Source organism: Paenibacillus sp. LS-5, from assembly GCF_056121505.1.
Genome location: NZ_JBWAVA010000006.1, coordinates 1 through 20,632 on the forward strand (window position 1 = coordinate 1; position 20,632 = coordinate 20,632).

The 20,632-nt window shown below is 48.0% G+C and carries 16 protein-coding genes and 1 tRNA gene; 9 read left to right on the top strand and 8 right to left on the bottom strand.

Features of this window, described 5'->3' with window-relative positions; genetic code table 11:
- Positions 1-335: 335 nt before the first annotated feature.
- Positions 336-1,730, bottom strand: coding sequence for an RsmB/NOP family class I SAM-dependent RNA methyltransferase (locus tag AC0MA3_RS11395; protein ID WP_474656256.1), 1,395 nt, complete (start codon positions 1,728-1,730; stop codon positions 336-338).
- Positions 1,731-1,912: 182 nt separating this feature from the next.
- Here AC0MA3_RS11395 and AC0MA3_RS11400 point away from each other — a divergent pair, with 182 nt between their 5' ends.
- The 3 genes from AC0MA3_RS11400 to AC0MA3_RS11410 are packed head-to-tail and all read left to right on the top strand — an operon-like array spanning position 1,913 to position 7,810.
- On the top strand, positions 1,913-3,049 hold the full coding sequence (locus AC0MA3_RS11400; RefSeq protein ID WP_379153716.1) for a glycosyltransferase family 4 protein: 1,137 nt from the start codon (positions 1,913-1,915) through the stop codon (positions 3,047-3,049).
- Positions 3,050-3,053: 4 nt separating this feature from the next.
- Positions 3,054-4,466: a metallophosphoesterase family protein gene (locus AC0MA3_RS11405; protein WP_474656257.1), complete on the top strand. Its 1,413-nt coding sequence runs from the start codon at positions 3,054-3,056 to the stop codon at positions 4,464-4,466.
- Positions 4,463-7,810, top strand: coding sequence for an AAA family ATPase (locus AC0MA3_RS11410; protein WP_474656258.1), 3,348 nt, complete (start codon positions 4,463-4,465; stop codon positions 7,808-7,810). The genes AC0MA3_RS11405 and AC0MA3_RS11410 overlap by 4 nt, the downstream gene beginning before the upstream one ends.
- 123 nt (positions 7,811-7,933) lie before the next feature.
- Here AC0MA3_RS11410 and AC0MA3_RS11415 read toward each other — a convergent pair whose 3' ends face one another.
- Positions 7,934-9,055, bottom strand: a complete 1,122-nt coding sequence (locus tag AC0MA3_RS11415; RefSeq protein ID WP_474656259.1) for a YkvI family membrane protein — start codon at positions 9,053-9,055, stop codon at positions 7,934-7,936.
- A 180-nt stretch (positions 9,056-9,235) separates the two neighbouring features.
- Here AC0MA3_RS11415 and AC0MA3_RS11420 point away from each other — a divergent pair, with 180 nt between their 5' ends.
- The 3 genes from AC0MA3_RS11420 to AC0MA3_RS11430 all read left to right on the top strand — a co-directional run bounded on the left by AC0MA3_RS11420 (position 9,236) and on the right by AC0MA3_RS11430 (position 10,564).
- A complete protein-coding gene (locus AC0MA3_RS11420; RefSeq protein WP_074085100.1) occupies positions 9,236-9,808 on the top strand; it encodes a xanthine phosphoribosyltransferase in 573 nt (190 codons plus the stop codon).
- Between the two features lie 104 nt (positions 9,809-9,912).
- Positions 9,913-10,230 (top strand): hypothetical protein, encoded by a 318-nt coding sequence (locus tag AC0MA3_RS11425; RefSeq protein WP_379153706.1) that lies wholly within the window; start codon positions 9,913-9,915, stop codon positions 10,228-10,230.
- A 115-nt stretch (positions 10,231-10,345) separates the two neighbouring features.
- On the top strand, positions 10,346-10,564 hold the full coding sequence (locus tag AC0MA3_RS11430; RefSeq protein WP_474656260.1) for a hypothetical protein: 219 nt from the start codon (positions 10,346-10,348) through the stop codon (positions 10,562-10,564).
- Between the two features lie 68 nt (positions 10,565-10,632).
- Here the strand turns inward: AC0MA3_RS11430 and AC0MA3_RS11435 are convergent, their stop codons facing one another.
- Complete coding sequence (locus AC0MA3_RS11435) at positions 10,633-11,088, bottom strand: YhjD family protein (RefSeq protein ID WP_379153702.1); 456 nt, start codon at positions 11,086-11,088, stop codon at positions 10,633-10,635.
- A 345-nt stretch (positions 11,089-11,433) separates the two neighbouring features.
- Between AC0MA3_RS11435 and AC0MA3_RS11440 the strand changes: the two genes are divergently transcribed.
- A tRNA-Leu gene (locus tag AC0MA3_RS11440) sits at positions 11,434-11,517 on the top strand.
- Positions 11,518-11,574: 57 nt separating this feature from the next.
- On the opposite strand, the gene AC0MA3_RS11445 is transcribed toward AC0MA3_RS11440, so the two are convergent.
- The 5 genes from AC0MA3_RS11445 to AC0MA3_RS11465 all read right to left on the bottom strand — a co-directional run bounded on the left by AC0MA3_RS11445 (position 11,575) and on the right by AC0MA3_RS11465 (position 18,594).
- A complete protein-coding gene (locus AC0MA3_RS11445) occupies positions 11,575-12,774 on the bottom strand; it encodes a site-specific integrase (protein ID WP_474656261.1) in 1,200 nt (399 codons plus the stop codon).
- Positions 12,775-13,680: 906 nt separating this feature from the next.
- Positions 13,681-13,887, bottom strand: coding sequence for a helix-turn-helix domain-containing protein (locus AC0MA3_RS11450; RefSeq protein ID WP_474656262.1), 207 nt, complete (start codon positions 13,885-13,887; stop codon positions 13,681-13,683).
- Between the two features lie 43 nt (positions 13,888-13,930).
- Positions 13,931-14,329: a sigma-70 family RNA polymerase sigma factor gene (locus tag AC0MA3_RS11455; protein WP_474656263.1), complete on the bottom strand. Its 399-nt coding sequence runs from the start codon at positions 14,327-14,329 to the stop codon at positions 13,931-13,933.
- A 316-nt stretch (positions 14,330-14,645) separates the two neighbouring features.
- A complete protein-coding gene (locus AC0MA3_RS11460) occupies positions 14,646-17,099 on the bottom strand; it encodes a glycoside hydrolase family 2 TIM barrel-domain containing protein (RefSeq protein WP_474656264.1) in 2,454 nt (817 codons plus the stop codon).
- A 118-nt stretch (positions 17,100-17,217) separates the two neighbouring features.
- Entirely contained in the window at positions 17,218-18,594 is a 1,377-nt protein-coding gene (locus AC0MA3_RS11465) for an MFS transporter (RefSeq protein ID WP_474656265.1), read from the bottom strand.
- A 303-nt stretch (positions 18,595-18,897) separates the two neighbouring features.
- On the opposite strand from AC0MA3_RS11465, the gene AC0MA3_RS11470 reads away from it, so the two are divergent.
- Both AC0MA3_RS11470 and AC0MA3_RS11475 read left to right on the top strand, forming a co-directional pair.
- A complete protein-coding gene (locus AC0MA3_RS11470; protein WP_474656453.1) occupies positions 18,898-19,863 on the top strand; it encodes an AraC family transcriptional regulator in 966 nt (321 codons plus the stop codon).
- A 27-nt stretch (positions 19,864-19,890) separates the two neighbouring features.
- On the top strand, positions 19,891-20,451 hold the full coding sequence (locus tag AC0MA3_RS11475) for a TetR/AcrR family transcriptional regulator C-terminal domain-containing protein (protein WP_474656266.1): 561 nt from the start codon (positions 19,891-19,893) through the stop codon (positions 20,449-20,451).
- The last annotated feature ends 181 nt before the right edge of the window (positions 20,452-20,632 follow it).

Sequence of the window (20,632 nt, forward strand, 5' to 3'; positions counted from 1 at the left end):
CCATGTGCTCTCCCCAACCTTTCTCTTACTTCCATTTTAATGGGTTTGAGAGTTTACACAATATATTTTACAGACTCGAACATAATCATCGGACTGGCCTGTTTGTATCCTCCTTTTTTCTTGTAATTCGCCACTCCCACTTGTCCAAGTCTCCGGCTATATTGCCACCTACCTGAGCCAGGGCTGGTAGAAGGTATCAAGCCGGAGGCTAATGTGTTGTTGCGGTAATAAGAAAAAGCATGTCCAGCTGAGTTTTTTTCCAGTGGACATGCTTTTGTTATTATCTGTCTTAAAGTTTATTTGCCATTATAGCTTGGACTGAACGGACCGGCCGTCTATTCCTCATCATTCTGGGATTTAAGTATACGCAGCCCCTTAGGGAGATGGTTCTTCAGCTGTCCGGAGCTGGCTTTACCCCAACTTACAGGCAGTCCGCCCACGGTTACCAGCGTCCATCCGTGCAGCTCGGGGGGGACAGGAAGACCTTCGCCGCGCAGCCAGGCCTGAAGTTCCAGACTGCCTGCTGCCAGATCGTAACAGCGTGAAGCCTGTTCGGGCTGAAGTGTCATAGCCAGGGCGTGTGCCGGTTCAATGCGGTTTTTCTTGAGATGCGCAATATGCAGTCCTGCACGGGGTACCTTCAGACCATCCAAGAGCCCTGTGTGCAAGCTGGTGTTGAACGCTTCCGGGAGCAGATAGAGCGATTCACCGAAGAGCAGTGGCACACCTTGACCGGTAAATCCCGGCAGCTCATCAGCCGCCCAGTTCATAAATTGCTGATAGGCATCGCGGACAGACGAAGGCAGCTTGGATCCGCTTTTACCCTTACCACTGCCGCGTTTACTGCGGCTAGGGGCAGCTTCTTCGGAGGCCGCCTTACGGAGTAAGGCGACGAAATGGCCTTCGCCTTTTTCCAGATGAGGCCACAGACGTTTCTCTTCCACTAGTTCCATATCAGGATAGTTATTCAGTAAACGCGATATGGTGTCTTCATTCTCTTTGCGGTTAAAGGTGCAGGTGGAGTAGGCCAGACTGCCCCCGGGCTTCAGCATAATATAGGCATCCTGCAGGATATCCCATTGCCTGGCCGCACACATCTCTACGTGCTCCGGGGACCATTCGCCGATGGCTGCGGGGTCTTTGCGGAACATACCTTCTCCTGAGCAAGGAGCATCCAGCATAATCCGGTCAAAAGCCTCCGGGAACCGGCGGGACAATTCTCCCGGAGCAGCGCTGGTTACAACGGCATGGGGGATGCCTAGGCGTTCCACATTTTCCGCAAGTATTTTGGCACGTTCCGGGTGAATCTCATTGGAGATGAGCAGGCCCTGTCCCTTCATGAGTGCAGCGATGTGGGTGGTCTTGCCTCCTGGTGCGGCGGCTAGGTCGAGTACAATTTCACCCGGCAGGGGTGCCAGCAGTTCGGCTGCGGACATTGCAGAGGGCTCCTGAATATAATATAATCCGGCGGCATGATATGCATGCCGTCCCGGCCGTGAAGGTTCCTCGTAATAATATCCCGAAGAGCACCAGGGCACGGGGGTCAGTCCAAATTGATTCTTTGCATGCTCAGCAGCCGCGTTGCCTGAGGCGGTAGTGCTTTTTAGCGTGTTGAACCGCAGACCCTGGGTCCGCCGCGCAGTGTAACTCTCCAGAAAAGCGTCCGCTTCCTGTCCCAGCATCTCTCTAATGCTGTCAGTAAAAGCAGCGGGCAGCCGTTCTTCATTCATACATCATTTCTCCTCTTGTTAAATCTCAGAATAGTTTCGGGTTCTTCTTAGTTGCTGTTTCAGGTGGATACCGATAAAATCAAGGTATGGGACCTAAGCGTACCTGTAAATCTACATATATAACTATATCATAATTGCCGGGTCTCACCGTATACAGGGCAATTGTAAAGGGGATGTGCCTTATGAACTTGCTGCAAGCGCTATTCTTCCCTCCGGAACAACCCGGTGGTGTATCTTCTATGATCCCTTATCTACAAGAACGGTTTCGTTCCAGCCGCTGGGAGATGGATTTGTTCTGGCTGCCTAAGCGCATCCGGGGCAAAGGCCGCGAAGAAATCACTTTTGAAACCTTTGACTGGACTCTTTATGGCGAAAGTCCTGTTGTGCAAAAATATATTCAAACTTACAGGGATTATATATGGTGGACCAAGCTGCGTATGACCAAAAAATATGACCTGATCCATGCCCATCATCCGATTGCAGGCTTGGCGATGAAAAAAATTTATCCTGAGATCCCGCTTATTCAGACCTTGCATTCCAGCTACGAACGTGAGCTGATCCTGAATGGTGCGATTATGGAAGGTGGTCTGGAGCATCAATTCCTCGTCTCGATTTACCGGGAGCTGGAGCATGTCAGTGAACGGTTGATGACCGTGTCACGCTCTTTTGCCGAATATTTGGCTCCCTATATTGACCGGCCAGACGGCATTGGAGTCATTCCTAACGGTTTTGACGAGAAAAGATTCAAGCCGGTGCCGCATGATAACGACATTCCGCAGTTGGTAACCGTAACCCGTCTCGTACCTGCAAAAGGAATCGATACGTTGTTCAGGGCTTGCGCCGAGCTCAAAAAACGCAATCATGAATATGTGCTGCATATTATTGGAGATGGTCCCTGCCGTGGGGAGCTAGAGCTGCTGGCGCAGAATCTTGGCATTTATAATGAAACTATCTTTTATGGTTATACACTGCACCCGGAAGAATTCATGCCGTTTTTTGATATTTTTGTGCTGCCGTCGCGGGCGGAAGCCTTCGGGTCGGTATTTGCAGAGGCAGCACTCAGCTGTCTGGCGCTGGTAGGGACCAATGTAGGCGGAATTCCGGAACAGATTGAAGACGGGGTAAACGGACTGCTGGTTGATCCCGATGATGAGATGGCCCTGGCCGATGCTCTGGAAAAGGTGATCACCGATCCGGGCTATCGTTACGAGCTGTCGCGTTCAGCCTGGGATAAAGCCAAAAGCTTGTATTCCTTAACACGTGTAGCCAATGAGCTCAAAAAAACGTATCTGCAGTATCAGCCGGGATTGAAAGGGTGAGGTTATGATTCCTTTTCGTTTTCTGCATGCCGCAGACCTGCATTTGGATAGCCGTTTTTCCGGTCTGGCACAGCTTCCGCAGGCTATCCGCTCCTATTTGAGGGAGTCCACCTTCGCCGCCCTCGGGCGGCTTGTTGGCGTAGCTGTTCAGGAAAAGGTGGATTTTGTGGTCATTAGCGGGGATGTCTATGATGTCTCGGACGCTTCACTACAGGGTCAGCTGCGCTTTCAGGAGGCGCTTCAGGAGCTGGGCAGACATGGTATCGCTGTATTCCTGATTCATGGCAATCATGATCCTCTTGATGGACCCCGTCTCTCGTCTGAGCCTCCGGTACATGTAACTGTATTTGGCAGCGGGGAACCGGGACAAGCTATTGCCTCAAGACGCAGTGACGGTCAGGAAGTGGCTGTAGTCAGTGGAATATCCTATCCCACAGCCAAAGTGACGGAGAACACGTCGCTGCAGTTCAAACGCCGGCCGGGAAGTGAGCTGTTCCACATCGCTCTTTTGCACGGAAACGTCGATGGAGATCTGCAGCATGAGACCTATTCTCCCTGCAGCCGTAAGGATCTGATTGGCCGGGGTTACGACTATTGGGCTCTTGGACATATACATAAACGCAGCATTTTGCATGAGCAGCCGCCTATTGTATATCCCGGAAATATACAGGGACGCAGTATCAAAGAGACTGGACCTAAGGGATGTTATGTCGTAGATGTGAATCAGGAAGGTCAGGTGGCTCTTCAGTTTCACGAATTGGATGCCGTCCGCTGGCATGTCCGGGAGCTCTCCATCGAAGGACTGGAAGATGAAGCGCAGTGGGCTGAGGCAGTGGAAAGGACAGTTGAAGAGATCAGGGATGAGCATCCGGAACGGATGTCCGTGGTGCGTATCAGGCTGAACGGACGAGGGGCTGTACACAGAGTATTGGCAGAAAAAGGCGCAGCGGAGGATCTGCTTGCTGAGCTGCAGCGGCGGGAGGTTATACGTGCAGAGCGCAATGAGTACGCCGGTCTGGTGTGGACGGAAGGATTTGCGCTGGAAACAGGCCTTGCCATTGACCTGGATCGTCTGGCTGAGGAGGACAGCTTCCTTGGTGAAATGCTGCGTTTGGCCGGGGACGGCGAACAGTCCTCAAATGTGCTGGATGAACTGGTGGATCATGCGCTTAAGCCTCTAATGGAGAACCGGGAACTACGCCGTATGCTCGCTTCTGTATCGCAAGAGGAAAAGTTAGGCTGGCTGAGAAGTGCGGCTGAGCTCGGAATTACACTGCTTGCCGGCATGGATGAGAACCCGGGAACGGGTGCCCAAGGCGGATTTCGGTCTAAAGTCGGTACCCGTGAACCGGGTTCGGAGTTCGTGTATGAGGATGAATTAAGGCTTCTTCAGGAAGATCGGGGGAATGCTGGATGAGGATCGAGGAGTTGCAAATTGGCGGTTACGGCCGCCTGCACAACCGGGAATTGAAGCTGGATACCGGTATAAGCCTACTATACGGACGTAATGAAGCCGGTAAAAGCACTACCTTGCAGTTCATCCGCGCCATGCTTTTTGGTATTCCGGGGAGAGCTAATGCTCTGGAGCGCTATGAGCCTGCTCAAGGGGGACAGCATGGCGGTATGCTCGTTGCACGAGACCGGGAAGGTGCCCTGTGGAGAATACGGCGGTATATGGCAGGTGGTGAGGGACAAGGCAGAAGTGAAAAGCTGCACATCACGGTAAGCCATCCGGACGGAATAACCGAAGAACAGAGTCAGGCAGAAATGGAGCGGCGTCTGCTCGGAGGTATCTCACGAAGCATGTTCCGCCAGTTATTTGCGGTCTCGCTTGATGAGCTTCAAGAGCTTGGTGCTCTGCAATCCGAGGAAATGAGCAGCTATCTCTTTCATGCAGGGATGGGAGGCGGCGGTGAAATTATGCGGGCGGAACGTCGCCTGCAGCAGGATGCCGATAAGCTGTACAAGCCGCGCGGCAAGGTGCAGGAGGCAGCCAAAATCTTGCAGTCCATTGAAAAGCTGGAGAGGGAAGCCGCCGAGAGCCGGTTGTATCTGCCGCGCTATAATCAGAACAGCGCTGCGCTGGAAGCAGCCGAGCTGCAATTGGCACAGTTGGAGGAAGGTCGCAGGTCGGTAGCCGCAAGACTGATCCTGACACGTAAAGCCCAGGAGATTCGTGAGGTGTGGCTAAAGTGGAGTGAAGCCCGGCTGGAGCTTGCAGAGCTTCCGGTGATTCTTTCTTTTCCGGAGAATGGTGCTGCCCGCTGGCAGTCGCTGGAGTCCGATTTACGGAGTGCTGAAGCAACGGTATTCCGTCTTCAGCGGCAGTACAGCGAGCTTGCCGCAGAATTGGCGAAGAACCTTCCAGACGCGCGTCTTCAGTCGCAAGGACCGCGTCTTGAAGCACTGGACCGCCGCCTCAGCAGCTACGAGGACAAGAAAGCAGAAGCGAAACGCCTTGCAGTAGAAAAAGAGGCGTTAGAGGGGCATTTGGAACGGGTTTTGCGCGGAATCGGTACAGGTTGGGGCACAACCGAATTGGCTGGGTTCTCAGCAGCGGCGGCGGATCGCGAAGCCGCACGGCGCTTTGCGGCGGGATTCAGTGCGTATGACCGCCGCATGGAAGCCCGTGAAGCGGAGCGGCAGACGCTGCGCTCCCGCCTCGCGGCTGCCGCCGCTTCGCTGCAGGCGGCAGAACGGGCCCTGGCGCGCGAGAACGCCGCCGGCGCCGCTGATTTTGCGGGCCTTGCTGCGCGAAGCCCGCGTGAACTGCTGCAGCTCTGGGACGAGCTGCAGCTGGCTGCCGAGCGCTGGCGCGAAGCGCAGCTCGGCGGGGAGCCGCTGCGCGGCCGCGCCGCCGCAGGCAGCGGCGCGAACGGGCGCCGGGCGCAGCGCTACCGGCGCCTCCTGCTGGCGGGCGCAGCGCTCACGCTGCTGCTGCCGCCAGCCCTATGGCTGACCGGTGCTCCGCCGGTCAGCGCCTGGGCCGCGCTCGGCCTGCTGGCCGCAGCGGACCTGGCCCTGTGGTCTGCCCTGCGCTCCGCGCGTAGGGCAGACACTTCCCCGCCGGAGCACGGCGGGGCGGGCAGTGCAGCCGCAGCGGAGATGCGGCGGCTGCGCGGGCTGTTGCTCTCCGGCGCGGAGCCGGAGAGCGGGGGCGGCCGGCTGGGACGGCGGCCGGCGGAAGGCGCCAGCCCTGATGCAAGCGGGCTGGAGGCTGGAATGAAAGAGCTTCGCAGGCTCATGGAGGCTTGGAACGCATGGCGGCAGCGTGTTGACAGGCTGGTTGCTGAACATGAGTCCTGTCAGGTAGAGATGGATTCACTTTCGGGTCAGGAGCGTGCGCTCGCCGCAGAACTGGAACATGCCGAGGCGGAATTCACTGAGCTGAACGAACGTTATGAGCAGTGGCTCCATGAACGCAAGCTGCCTGAAGGGCTGTCACCAGAAGGACTGCCGGATATTTTTGCGTCGGTGGATCAGGGCAACGAGCTGCTGCGTCAGGAGCACAAACTAACCATGCGACTGAGGACATTGGAATCGGAGTGCTCAGCATTTGAGCAGGAAGTGATGGCGCTGATGATTGAGAGCCGGGCAGAGCAGGTGAACGTGGCTGAAGAGGAGGGGGAGGCGCCTGCTGACTCCGATCACGGGGATTTTTCGTCAAGCAGCGGTTCTCTGAAGGAATTAGATTCGGTTTCAATCTCAGAATGGGATCATGGAAGTCCACGTAATAGCGCCCGTTCACTTCCGCAAGAGATTGAAGCAGGAGGTCTATCTCTCCTCAGCTGGCTGGAGCTGGCTAAGCGGGATTGGGATTTGCTGCAGGTTGAGATGCATCGCCGGGAAGGGATGAATGCACGGCTGCAGGAATTGCTGGAAGAGCTGGCGGTGAGCAAAAGGGAACTGGAGGATTTGTCACGACGCTCCGGCGAACTCCTGCAAGAAGGCGGTGCTAAGGACCCTGAGGATTTTCTGCGCCGGTCATCGGCTGTGCAGCGGCGCATCGAGCTGACAAAATTGATCCGTCAATGGGAGCTCGCCATGTTCGGAGGCTGGGAGAATCAATCCGCTGCTGAGCTATTGACACATCTGGAGCATAACGATTCGTATGCTCTGGAGCAGGCCAGGAATGCTGCCGAAGAGACTGCGGTACGCATAGAGGAAGAACGGAATGCCTTGCTTCAGCATCGCGGTAAATTGCTGCAAGAGCGGGAATACTTGAAGGAGCGGGGAATGGAGGATTCAGTCCCTCAGCAGCTTGAAGAACAACGTGCGGCGCTGAGAGGAATTGCAGGCCAATATGCGGTGACCGCACTTACTGCAGAGCTGATTGGCAGAACTCGCCGTATCTATGAACAGGAAAAGCAGCCGCAGGTACTGCGACTTGCCTCTGAATATTTCGCAAGACTTACGGAGGGGGAGTATCAGCGGGTAGTGATGACTGTGGGTAACAAAGAACTGAAAGCGGAACACAAGAGCATGGGGCTTCTGGAAAGCGGTCTGCTAAGCCGTGGTACGGCGGAGCAATTGTACCTGGCCATCCGTTTAGCCCTTGCGGAGACGATGACGCAGCAGGCGAACCTTCCTCTGCTGTTCGATGATTTGTTCGTTAATTTCGATGAACAACGGCTGCATGCCGCGCTTAACCTGCTCGGTGAGCTGTCTGCAACCCGGCAGATCATCATGATGACCTGCCACAGACATGTGGCTGAAGCGGTATCCCGGATCGTTCCCGCCGCCTCGGTGATCTCCGTCTAGAGCACAGTAGTCTGGATTTCATAGCGAGACAAGTGAAGGTGTGCCTGATAAGGTCATTACGGCAGTGTCACTCGGCGCATCAAAAGTAAGAAACACCTTTGAAAGGCTCACCCGCTTCACCTGCTATTTCCGTGTAAACCTAATCACTGGCTTAACGGCAATGACCGTGATCCCTTTGCCATCCGTGGAAGGGGGATCGTCGTTTCGCGGAGGCGGCGACATTGGGGTGCGGAGCAGCATCACGACCCATACCAGTGATACGGCACCGAAGATGGGGTAAAAAATAGAGAGCAGCGAGCTGAAGCCAAACTGACTGAACACATAGCAGATTAACATGAGGAGAGGGGTCACTAGGGAGGGAGCGATAGGCAGACGCTGCTGAAGCTGTGCGCCAACGCCATAAATATCTGCCACAAAGGTGCTGAATATCTCCATGAATATCAGCAGCAGATAGATCCCCTGCACCACTGGCCCGAGACGGACCGCGATGCTGCCCATCGGAATCTCGAACTGAAGAATGCCCGGCATCTGCGAGCTCATGGCGAAATGTGCGGCCAGCAGCATGAAGCCGATGCCAATCCCCCCGAGAATTCCACCTCTCAGTAGAGCCGTCTCATCATTCGTATGCCGGGCCAGCGGTACCAGTACCGCTTGGGCCATGCCCAAATTGAATGCGGTGTAGAGCAGGGGAGACATCCAAGCGCTAAATGAGCTGTGATCCGTAGGTAGAAACAAAAACCGTTCTGCACCCGGCACGCCCAGCGTATTAAAAATAATAATTAGCGACAGAGTAAGCATTAACGGTACGACCAGGCTGTTGATCTGCAGGATACCTGAAATCCCGCGCTTCAGGAGCAGGTAAGACCCGAGGATTGTAAGCAAAAGTCCTGCCTGATAGGGCAATCCGAGATGCTCCTGAAAAATAGCTCCTGCCCCGGCCAGCATAATACTGTTAACGCCGATCAGGATGATCATCGTGAACAGGCTGATGCTTTTGCCCACACGTTCACCGAAGAGATGGCGGTTGAAATCCTCATAAGAACCTGCTTCAATGCGCCGGCTGATGATCATCATTTTGGTACCGAGCCAGATGAACAGAGCGGTGGATAGCAGAATGGTCAGTACTGCCCAGTGACCATATCTTGTGAAGAACCGCAGGATTTCCTGACCGGTGGCGAATCCGGCACCTACGATGGTGCCAATATAGGTAAAAGCGATTTGCAGAGTACGGACATGGGATTTCATGGCTCCCCTCCTTAATTGTGCTGCGAAGATAAAAATGGCTGTGCCAAAGGATAGCCTTGTGCAGTCCATATAGTACAGGTTATGATGATGAGCAGAAGGACATGACTTCCGCCTAGTGCTTAAATACGGTCATTATTGTGGAACGTCTGGAATTATAAAGGGTAATGGAGGTTCATAGTCATGGAATTATTGAAACAACGGATTTTGCAGGAAGGGGTCGTCCTTTCAGACCAGGTACTGAAGCTGGATGCACTGCTCAACCACCAGGTTGATCCTATGCTGACGATGGAAATGGGACGGGAGTTTGCCGGGAGATTTGCTGATGCTGGAGTTACACGTGTGGTTACCGTGGAATCCTCGGGTATTGCCGTGGCATTTGCCACCGCTTACGAAATGAAGGTGCCGCTGGTATTTGCCCGCCGCAAAAAAACGCTGTTAGCTGATCCGGATGCGCTGTGTGAGAGAGTGCCTTCGTTCACCAAAGGCATTGTTACAGACATCATGCTATCCCGTCAATTTATATCTGCGGATGACAAGGTGCTGTTCATTGACGATATTATCGCAAATGGCGACGCCGCACGCGGTCTTATCAAAATCATTCAGCGATCCGGTGCCGAACTGGTCGGACTTGGTGTAGTGGTGGAGAAAAGCTTTCAGGCAGGGGCCAGAACCATCCGGGAGCAGGGTATCCGACTGGAGTCCCTTGTCCGGATTATGTCTCTTAGTGAAGGAACCATTGTCTTTGACGAATAAAGGGTGACAATTATAGGAACTTAGCCTATTTTAAAAACAACTGCTTTTCACTCTATAAGTTTTCCTTTATAATAAAATTTAGACATGAGAGAGGAGGCGTCACAATGGGGAAAGAACCGGTGACAGAGCAATTTTTTATTGATAAACTAACCGAGGCCAAGGATCACTTCGAGCGTGCGCTGGATTGCAAACATACGGAATTCGACGATCTGTATCCCTATATGATTGAACATCCTCAGTTTTTCTGGTACAAACGTTACGTCGCTTGGTCTGAACTTTTGACGATCACAAGTTTGTGTGAAGAACTGTCTTTCAACTGGAGACAGACATTCACTGATCATCAGGTAGAATATTTGGAACAACGTGTGATGTCCGCTAAAGTTCTTGACTTCTGGTTTGAGAAGAATGAAGCACTGATATAGAACTTCATACGATATAAAGATAGATCCGCATGTAACTAGACCCGAATGATTACTCATTTGGGTCTTTTTCACGGATAGATCAGGCAAGAATGTATGGAAAGGAGATTTGACCTTCATGATTAGTGACGAACAGCTGGATGCCTACCGGGTTTCCGGAGAGAAGATCCGCGTTGTACGCGACGCTTTGGAGAGCAATGATGTAAAAGGTATTGTGCTCGCCTGGGACGAGTCTCAGGTGATGATACGCCGTCCCAATAAACGGGTAGTGAAGCTTGACCGCAACTATATATTCCAGCCCTTTGCCGAACCTAGACAAGAGCCGGAGAACGTATAATGTATAAACCTAGCAAGAACAGCCCCCTCCATAGCGGAGGGGGCTGTTACTTATGATAAGTACAGGTCTTATATGGATAACGCCATCTGTTCCACAGTATCTTCCCGGGGGAGAACAGTAAGCTCAGGTGCCAGACCGAGATAGGCGCGCATGCGCAGCATCATTTCATTACGGAATCCAGGCCATGGGATATTCATCTCGCCAACATAACCCCGGCAGGAATACTCGGCTTCTACTCCCCGTTGATCCTGGCGGATAGTGGTGATCTTCAGATGATGGGAAGTAAGCTCACGGGTAACCTCCTGGAGCATAAGCGAAGTCTTCTTGGTTGCGCCGGATACCAGCTCCATATACAGCTGTGGGGTCTTGAACAATCCGCTCTTGCCGATGACCCGGCAATCGCGTTCAAATACTTTATGAATGAACGTTAGCAGCAAATAGCTTCTGACAAGGGACTTTTCGTCTTTGGTTATATCTTCTGGGATTGTTGGGGTATATAGTGGAGTTTTCTTGGTAGTCGCCATATAAATCACCTCATTTATAGTATGCGAACCTTTGTTCTCATTATACAGCGTATTCACAAATAAAAGCAATATTTAACCAAAAATTTATGTAATAAAATAATTACGGAAATATTGTTGACTTTCTTATCTTCAGATGATATGATCTATCTTGTGACTGCGCAAGCAAGTCATTAGAATATGCGGTCATGGCGGAATTGGCAGACGCGCTGGCTTCAGGTACTTGTGCGTAAGTCGAGGATTTTGACCCGGAAGTATTGTGGTTATGCGGTTTTTCTAAAGTAATGATTTTAAGTTCTCTCCTGTAGTTCTTTCCGTTTTCTGAGGAACATATTGAGAGCAAATTATGCGGTCGTGGCGGAATTGGCAGACGCGCACGGTTCAGGTCCGTGTGGTAGCAATACCGTGGAGGTTCGAGTCCTCTCGACCGCATCACACCTAACTTTCACAGATTCTTATATTGGCATCTTGCCAATGGGAATCTGTTTTTTATTTTTGTGGAATTTTTAATTTACTGCTCATAACCTGTGCAGATGAAATCTTCGAGCTGTAATCCAAATGAGCATAAATATTGGCTGTTGTTGAGAAGTGACTGTGACCCAGCCATTCTTGAATTTCTTTCATGCTTACACCATATGCCAACATCAGACTTGCACAGCTATGTCGAAGATCATGGAACCGTATTCGGCGTAAGCCATGTTTTTTCAGGAGAATAGGAAAATGTTGCGAAATGTAGTTTGGTTTAATTCGTTCACCTAATTTATCTACATATACATAATCTGCATAATCAGTGTTGTAAGAATTTTTATAGAGGCGTACATTTTTTTGCTGCTCATACTGTAATCTTTGCATCAAGTTCAGAAATTCAGGAACCAATGGCATTGTACGATGACTGGACTTATTTTTAGCCCTATCTTTTTCAACAATGATTTGCTTGCCTCCATAAGAAACTGGAATGACGGTGTGCCGAATGGTCAGTCTCTGACTTTGGTAGTTTATAGCACTCCATTTGAGCCCTACAATTTCACCTCGGCGTAATCCATAGAACGAAGCTAAGATTACAGCAAGTTCTATAGGATCCCCTTTGACAACTTTGAACAATTCGTTTAATTCTTGAACATCATAGAAATTGCCTACAAAATGTCCCTTCTTAGGTCGTTCTACTTTATCAGCAGGATTACTCAAAATCATATCCAGTTTAAAGGCGTATTGAAGTGCCTGACGAATATAAGCGTGGAAGTGTTGTACGGTATTTGAGTTTAATTTATATGTTGTTAACATTTGATGATAAAAATCATGAATGTGCTTTGGATGAAGCTCCTGAAGAGTTATTTCTTTCTCGCGGAAATAAGGAACAATACGTCCTTTAACTCCAAAAGTATAAGCTGCATGTGTACTGATTTCGACTTGATATTTCATCATTTCCAGCCACTGTTCCATAAAATCAGCAAAAAGTATTGTTTTTCCATCTGTTTGTTCTTGAGGTTCTTTAACTCGTTTTTCTTCAACCTGTAGTGGATTTACAAAATTCTTCCTTGCCTCTTGTAACAAAATCTCGGCTTTTTTCTTGTTTCCCTTCACTTGAAGGCCAGTTGGAATCCACTTCGGTTTGCGTCTACCTTGTTCATCTTTGCAGTTCAAAACAATATAAAAGAGCCCTTTTTTCTCTTGTAGGTGGCCTGCTATCATAAACCAATTCCCTCCTTGGTTTAGCAGCCCTTATTCCTCACCATTGACACATTGAGTATAACATAGTAATATTGTTAATTCAATGCTTTAAAGTGGTGAAGGGAGTGGGCTCATCAGGATTCATAATTGAGTGGAGATAGGATATGATTTGGAATTTTGGGATTCGATAGGATCGTCCAATTTTAAAATGCTGAATTCGATTAGCGAGTAGTAATTTGTAACCTGTTTTGGTACTAATGTCTCCAAGCATTGTGCACATTTGCTCAATATTGACGACGTCAGGATAATCTTGAAACATTAGAGAATACAATAATTTTGAGTCGTTGAATTTATCGCTTGACATAATAAAAAGTCCCTTCCTTGAAGTTTATAGGAGTAGGAATAAAGACTGGGATTTCAAACTTCATTAGATAAATTAAAGACCTATATCAGGCTGCTGTGGGTAAGACAGCATCATAACTTCAGTTTAAACTGAAATTCCCCCTCATCCGAGCAGGCTGCCCCCAATGCCGTTACGCTGGCCGGACAGAAGTATCATTATCCCAAATGCTGGTCGTCGCGATTCATCCTACCACAGGATGATTTGAGCCGGACACTAAATCGCTCAGGTTCATTCTATAAACCGTCTTGGCGCTTCCGCTCTGTCGCTCATGCTGATCGCAGTGGCAAAAGGAATGTGCCTGTATAGGAAATATGGAATTGTCAAAGGGCATGCCGGATTACGCTTATTAGCTTTTCTCCTAAAATATAAATGGGGAAGAACCACAACAAGGGCAACTCAATGTTTTGAAGTTTTTTATAATATTGCGGTTTCTGTCAAGTAAAACGGCTCACGGTAGTAGTGAGCCAATGTAAGGTAAAGAATATTATATTGAATTAACATTTCTGTTTAGCTCAAATATCCCACTAGTGATACAATCGATAACGATCAAGATCAAATCGACGTATTGCCAAAATAAACTCTATCGTCAGATGTTGTTTACAGTCCTCATCAACTTGTCCATTAAATCGGGAATATTTATTGATTAATGGTTGATATCTAAAGATCAACTCAGCCTCGGCATCTCGATTGCCATTTTGAGCAAGTTCAATCAAGAACTCTATTTCATCCATTAGGCTCCCATCCTTGTGAAGGTTAATTTCCACGAATTTGGAATTAAAAATGCATTTCAAAATGTCTTTTAATTTTTAATAAAGTATGAGCTTTGGTTTTGCTCACAGCTTGTCTAGTTATACCGAGGCTGTGAGCAATATCTGTATCTGTTTGGTCCTTAACATATTTTAGAAACAAGATCTTCTTTTCTACAGGACTTAATTTAAGTTCTTTAATAATCTGTAAAATAGCTTGTTTATCTTCAACCTGCAATAAAGATGGTAGATAGATATTAACACTGAGATTATTGTATTGTGTTTTCTTTTCATCAAACAGAGTCGTGTGCGAGGAATAGTAAATCATCTTTCTGAAATAATCTCTACTGGAATGTCGTAAGCATGTTTTTATATAACTACTAAAAGCCTTTTTTACTGCTTCTTTATCAGTTTTACCATTTCGCATCATTTCATCTCCTTTCAAATAATAAAATGGGGATGAACTCGAAAAAAGGCAACTTAAGTATTAAAATGTAAAAATGAGTAAGATAATGCCTTTGTTTTGAACCGTTTTGCTCTTTTTTAAATAAAAAAACGACAGGTCACTTTTTAAATGAACTGTCGATTTTTTAACAAACGAAATTTTTAGGTTAAGACTGAAATCTTGTCTTATATAATTGAACTGAAAAATGAAATAATAGAAGAATAGTGTAGAACGTGTATTGAGTTATAACATGGCTCAAAGCCATCTTGAGTTCAACCAGGGCATTTGTACGTATGCTTTAAATTATTTGGCAGTCTAATACAAGGCTCACCGGTTCAAAGCCTTCACTCTCTGCAACTACTACAATCTTGCCAGGCTCTTGCCCGGATCGCACAACCGCAAGCATACGACCGTCAAAGGTTGTGGTCACATCATCATAGTAATTTTCGTCTGAGACCGGGTTGCCGCTGCCGCTGCCCTGAAGACTGCCCGCGCCACTTACTGTAACTTTGACCTTCTGATTCATGTAAGGAAGGAGGTTACCATATTCATCTATAAATGAAATCATCAAGTAACTGAGATCTTCCGCTCCGGCATTAATAGTGGTACGATCAGCCTCAATCCGGATGGCTTGTGGAGTACCGGCTGTACGCAGTGCCATACGCCCACTCTCAGCTCCCTCAGTAAATGCGATTGCCAACAATTCACCGGGTTCATAGGTGGTTTCAAAAACCGCCTTGAAGTTAGCCGTATTTCCTACAGGCTGCTTTCCTAGGGAGACATCATTTCTCAGAAGTTCCACTTCATCAGCATCGGCATAGACTTCGACAGTAATGGGAGTCGCTTCATACCCGGGGAAGCTCCAGCTCTCGATTACATCAGTCCAGCTCCATGCGGTAACCGAAGGCTTGTGACCGAAGCGTTCAGGCCTGCTAACGGCAATATAAGGATCCTTACGCAATCCCCAGACAATCTCGCGGTAATAGGATTGCGGTCGGCGTGTACCAATCAGGTCGATATCGCCGCAGTACGCTAATATCCACGGCCAGGCGCCGAAGATAGAGGCCGATGGCTTATTGTCGTAGTCAATTTTGCCGCAGCCGGTTTCACCAATATAATCCATGCTGGTCCAGGCGAAATCTCCGAGAATTGCAGGGTATTTAGATACCAACCGCCAAATATCAGCAATTTGCGAAGGCATGGATTCCGTGCCGCAGATCAAGCGGTTCGGATAGCGCATAACATCCGCTTCCCAACGGTTGTGCAGGTAGTTATAACCCATAATATCAATGGTAGAGGCATACTCTTCCGTTAAATCGAAATAAGGGTTAACTTCCGTACTGTTTACTCCTTCAGAACCAGAAGCAGCGCCTTCATTTTGATTTTTCAGCTTTTGCATGATTTTTGCCATATCCCTTAACATATCATCAAAAGCATAGTCTATCGGGCCGTTAACGCCGCATAGGGAGTTCGAAATAGGCCGGGTTGGATCGATGGACCGGACGAATTCGGCCAGTTTGCGGGACCATGCAGCACCGGCGGATGACCCGTTCCGTTCGGGAATTTCATTTCCTGTGGAATACATAATTACTGACGGATGGTTGAAATCCTTGTCCACCATCGCCTGCAGGTCTTTAGCCCACCATTCTTCAAAAAATAGGCTGTAGTCATGATCGGTTTTGGATACGTTCCAGACGTCAAAAGCTTCATCCATGACCAACATGCCCAAGCGGTCGCAGGCATCCAGAAGTGCGCGAGAGGTAGGGTTATGGGAGGAACGCAGTGCATTGAAACCTGCTGCCTTGTGCAGCTCTACCTTTCGTTCCTCCGCTCGGTTAAATGCGCAAGCGCCGATCACTCCGTTGTCATGATGAAAGCATCCTCCGCGGAGCTTAATTGGCGTTCCGTTGAGCCGAAAACCGTATTTGGTGTCAAACTGAAGTTTCCGTATGCCAAAGTGGTTTCTTGTCTCATCCAGAATGCTGTCATCAGATATCAGCTTCGTCACGCAATAATAAAGATTCGGGTCTTCCAGCGACCAGAGTCTCGGATTATCAACATACATTCGTTGACGGACCTGCAGGGTTTCCATGGTGCCTATGGTGACAGGCGTGCTGTCCCATGTCAGCTTGTTACCGTCTGCATCATACAGCTCGGTAAGAATCCGCAGCTCCCGGTAACCGCGGTCTTCACTCACAATAGTCGTGTTCACAAGCACTTCAGCAAGATTCGGGTCAATGGAAGGCGTGCTGATCTTCACTCCGTCAAGCTGTATATACGTGTACTCAGTAACGTAGAGGTTAACGTTCCTGTAGAGCCCGGCACCTGAATACCAGCGCGAATTCATGCCGGTACCATTCTTGATGGCGACCTTGAGTTTATTAGTTTCACCAGTTTTCAGGTAACGTGTCAGATCCATGCAGAATTGGCTGTATCCAAACGGCCGTTTGCCAAGGTAATGCCCGTTCAAATATACCACTGCATTAGAGTAAGCGCCTTCAAATTCAATCCATATTTTTTTGCTTGCCCAATCCGCAGGGGCTACAAACTTTTTAACATAATCCATATCCGAAGTCTCGAAATATCCAGAACCGAAGCCGCCCGGTACATCCGCGCTGCGTTCCGTTAAGATCATGTAATCATGGGGCAGATGCACAGATTTACCAGGCAGAAATCCTTTTCCATCCTCCATGGTGAGGATCCCTAGAGGATAAGAGAATTCCCAATCTGCATTAAAGTTTTGCTTGATCATAACCTTAAGTCTCCTTCCACTTTCCAGCGTAACACTTAGTATAATTTCATACCTAAGCTTGCTCAATGTCGGTTCTAGACGTATTAAGCTTAAGCCTGTATCTATTACAGACCTGTTGTTACTGCTCTCTCTGTTTTAACTCTTCCATAATCTGCGGATAAAGCTTATCCAGTTTGTAAAAGCAAAGTAAAACACAAATTCCTACAGCCAAAATAGCATGCAGATAAATATAACCAAATTTAATAGCAAACAAGGAGCTTGAGGTTTGAACCGCCTGGTCAGCAACATATCCGCCGCTCGAAAGCATCCATCCAATCAAAGCCGCTCCAAGCCCGGAGCCTACTTTGCCCGCCAGACCTGCCATACTCGTAACAAGTCCTTCAGAACGCACCCCTGTCTTCCAATCATTGTATTCGATTGTATCGTAAATCATTGAGAATCCACAGGCGATCATCGGTGCAGTACCGACGCTTCTAATTACTGTACCTGCCAATACAATTTCTAGGCCATATGAATTAAGCGAAATTATCAGGTTACCGAGAAGCATGAGTACCGTACCGGCAAGACAGCAATTACGTTTTCCGAATCTTTTGACAAAAGGAGAGAGAATCAGAATGATAACGACGATGGGAAGCAGCCCGGCTAACTGCAGAATACCGTTTAACTTCTCGTCTCCCAGAACATACTTGGCATAATAGATCACCGTCCCTAGCAGACCATTGATAATATATGCCATAAGCATAGCGCCTGTGATCAGAAGGAGGTACTTGTTTTTGAATAAGGAGGCCAATTGTTTACTGAGCGGAAGGGTCGTCGTTTCATGATTTGCAGTGGTGGCCGCTACTCTCTCCCGAGTGAACATAAAGGTAATCATAAAGAGGATCACAGACAAAACAGCATAAATAATAAAAAGCTTTTGCCAGGCTCCCGCGTTATTTCCCAGTGCATGCACAAAGCCGGTGGTACCTACACTGACAACAATACTCATCACGAGGGCAAAGCTCATCCGGAAGAAATTCAGGATACTTCGCTGGTACTGGTCTTGGGTGATCATAGCATTCAGCGTACCGTATGGGATATTAATAAACGAGAATACAATATTGATGAGCAGGTAAGTGATGGAGTAGTATACAATTTTGCCAGTCACTCCGAAATCCGGTACGCTGAACAGCAAGACGGTCAAAATCCCGTATGGCAAGGCCATCCATAAAATCCAAGGACGTGCTTTACCGAAACGGGTATGGGTGCGGTCTACCAAAATTCCTACAAGCACGTCTACAAAACCGTCAAGAATACGCGCTAGCAGTAAAATGATCCCGGCCACCCCTGCAGTCAGTCCGGCTTTGTCCGTGAAAAAATACACCATAAACGCAGCTATAGAAGCCCAGACCACATTACTGGCAGCATCGCCGCAACCATAGGCCAGACGCTCTCCCAACCCGATTTTTCTTACCTCGGTTAAAGGTTGTTGTGATACTTTTGTTGTTAGTTGCATTTTAAACCCCCCATGATTAGTTTTCCATCATCAAAAGTCTGCCTTGGGAAGGCTTGCTAAGCCCTGGAGCAGTACTTATAATACAATTGTAACCGCTTCATTAGACGGGGCAATGTTGATTACAGGCCTTCATATTCAGGAAGTGTATCAAAAACAGACTAAAGTTAAGAGGGTTATCTAATGAACTCAACCAGGATGAAAAAGGTTTCTATGAATTCGTGGAATACATCTCTGCGTGTACAAAACGCGGGGAGTACTGTCGCAGAACAATACATGCTTATTGTTCCTTATAGCATTTTCAGCATGTACTGTGATCTCAGTAACCCAGATGCTGCCCTGATTGTGAACACGGTGATACCCGGTCAACATGATCTCCGTTACTTATCCAAGAAAGAATTGAGCTCCCAATATCATGAGCGGACCATCCATAATCACGATTATTTCGAATTTATGGTTGTGCTCAGCGGAGAAGTGCGGAATTATATTGAAGATACCTGTATTCGGTATAGGAAGGGCGATGTGTGTATACTTGGGCCCAACATCAGACATTTTGAGGAATTTACAACCGATTTCTATGCGGTTTACTTTTGTATTTCCCATGAATTTATCAGAGACATCATTCACAATGACTTGGTTTATCAGGAGGACAACAAGCTTGTAAACCATACGAGTCCGGTTTATACGTTTATCATGGATAGCTTGAACAAGCGGCAGCATCATAGAAAGGAATATCTACACTTTTCTTTAAACGATATGGCACCTGCTCCCGGCTACACTGATCAGCTGCAACGCTTAATCAACGATTTAATTATGGAAATATTAAGTCAGAAGCCGGGATGGTCCTATATGGTTAAAGGCCTGTTCTCCCGGATTTTCTTCGTACTGGAAGATTTATCACTATATAAGTCAAAACGCATCGGTATTTCTGCCAATCACGAAGATCTGCTCTTTATGCGGATATCCTATTTGCTAGAAGCTCATAAAGGCCATATCTCACGGGGCGAGCTGTCTAAGCTTTTAAGCTATAACCCTGATTATCTAAACCGTATCGTCAAGAAATATACCGGAGCAAGTATGCTTGAATATGGGCAAACTTTCTTTCTGAAGGAAGCCGAAACACTTTTGAAGAGCAGCAGCAGCAGTATTTCAGAGATTCTACAGAGTCTGGGGTTCACCAATCGCACTTATTTTTACCGGTTATTTAAAGCTAAACATGGTCTTACACCGAAGGAGTATAGGGAAAGATACACCAGCCCGGACATAGAATAGCAAATGGTATGGAAAAGGAGCAAACGCATGGAATTTCAAGAACGGACCAAATATGCTTTAGCCAATGCCGTTAAGGAATTGATGAAGACGACTCCACTGGACAAAATTAGTGTAAGTGTAGTTGTTGCCGAGTGCGGCACAACAAGACAAACCTTTTACCGTAACTTCAAAGATAAATATGATCTGGTAAACTGGTATTTTGATAAAATTGTGCAGAAGACAATCAGGCAAATGGGGCGGAGCCTTACGATTGAGGAAGGGCTGATCAAAAAGCTGGAGCTGATGAAGGAAGATCGTTATTTTTTCATTTCTGCCTTTTCTTCTTCTGATTATAACAGTCTGCTGCATTATGATTATGAATGTATTTACCGGTTCTTCAAAGAAACAATTCGGGTAAAAATGCAGCTGGACGAAGATATAGACATCTTGCTCCAATACTATTGCCGCTCAGCACTGCAAATGACCGGTGACTGGGTGCTCCATGGGATGAAGCAATCCCCTGAACATATGACCTCACTGCTGATCGATCTGATGCCGTTAAAAGTATACCAAAGCCTTCATCACATAGCCGAAATACAAAGTTCCTGATGTTAAAGATCATTAAATTTGTAACGCATAGCGACAGATATTTCTGAATGGAAACTGCGAGGAAATGTCCTCAGTACTAAAATAATTATTGGAAATCATTCATAATTTATATTTAAGTTATGAGGGAATTACATTGAAAGAGTCTAATATCCCGGTAACGGAGAAAATGCGGTCTTAACTG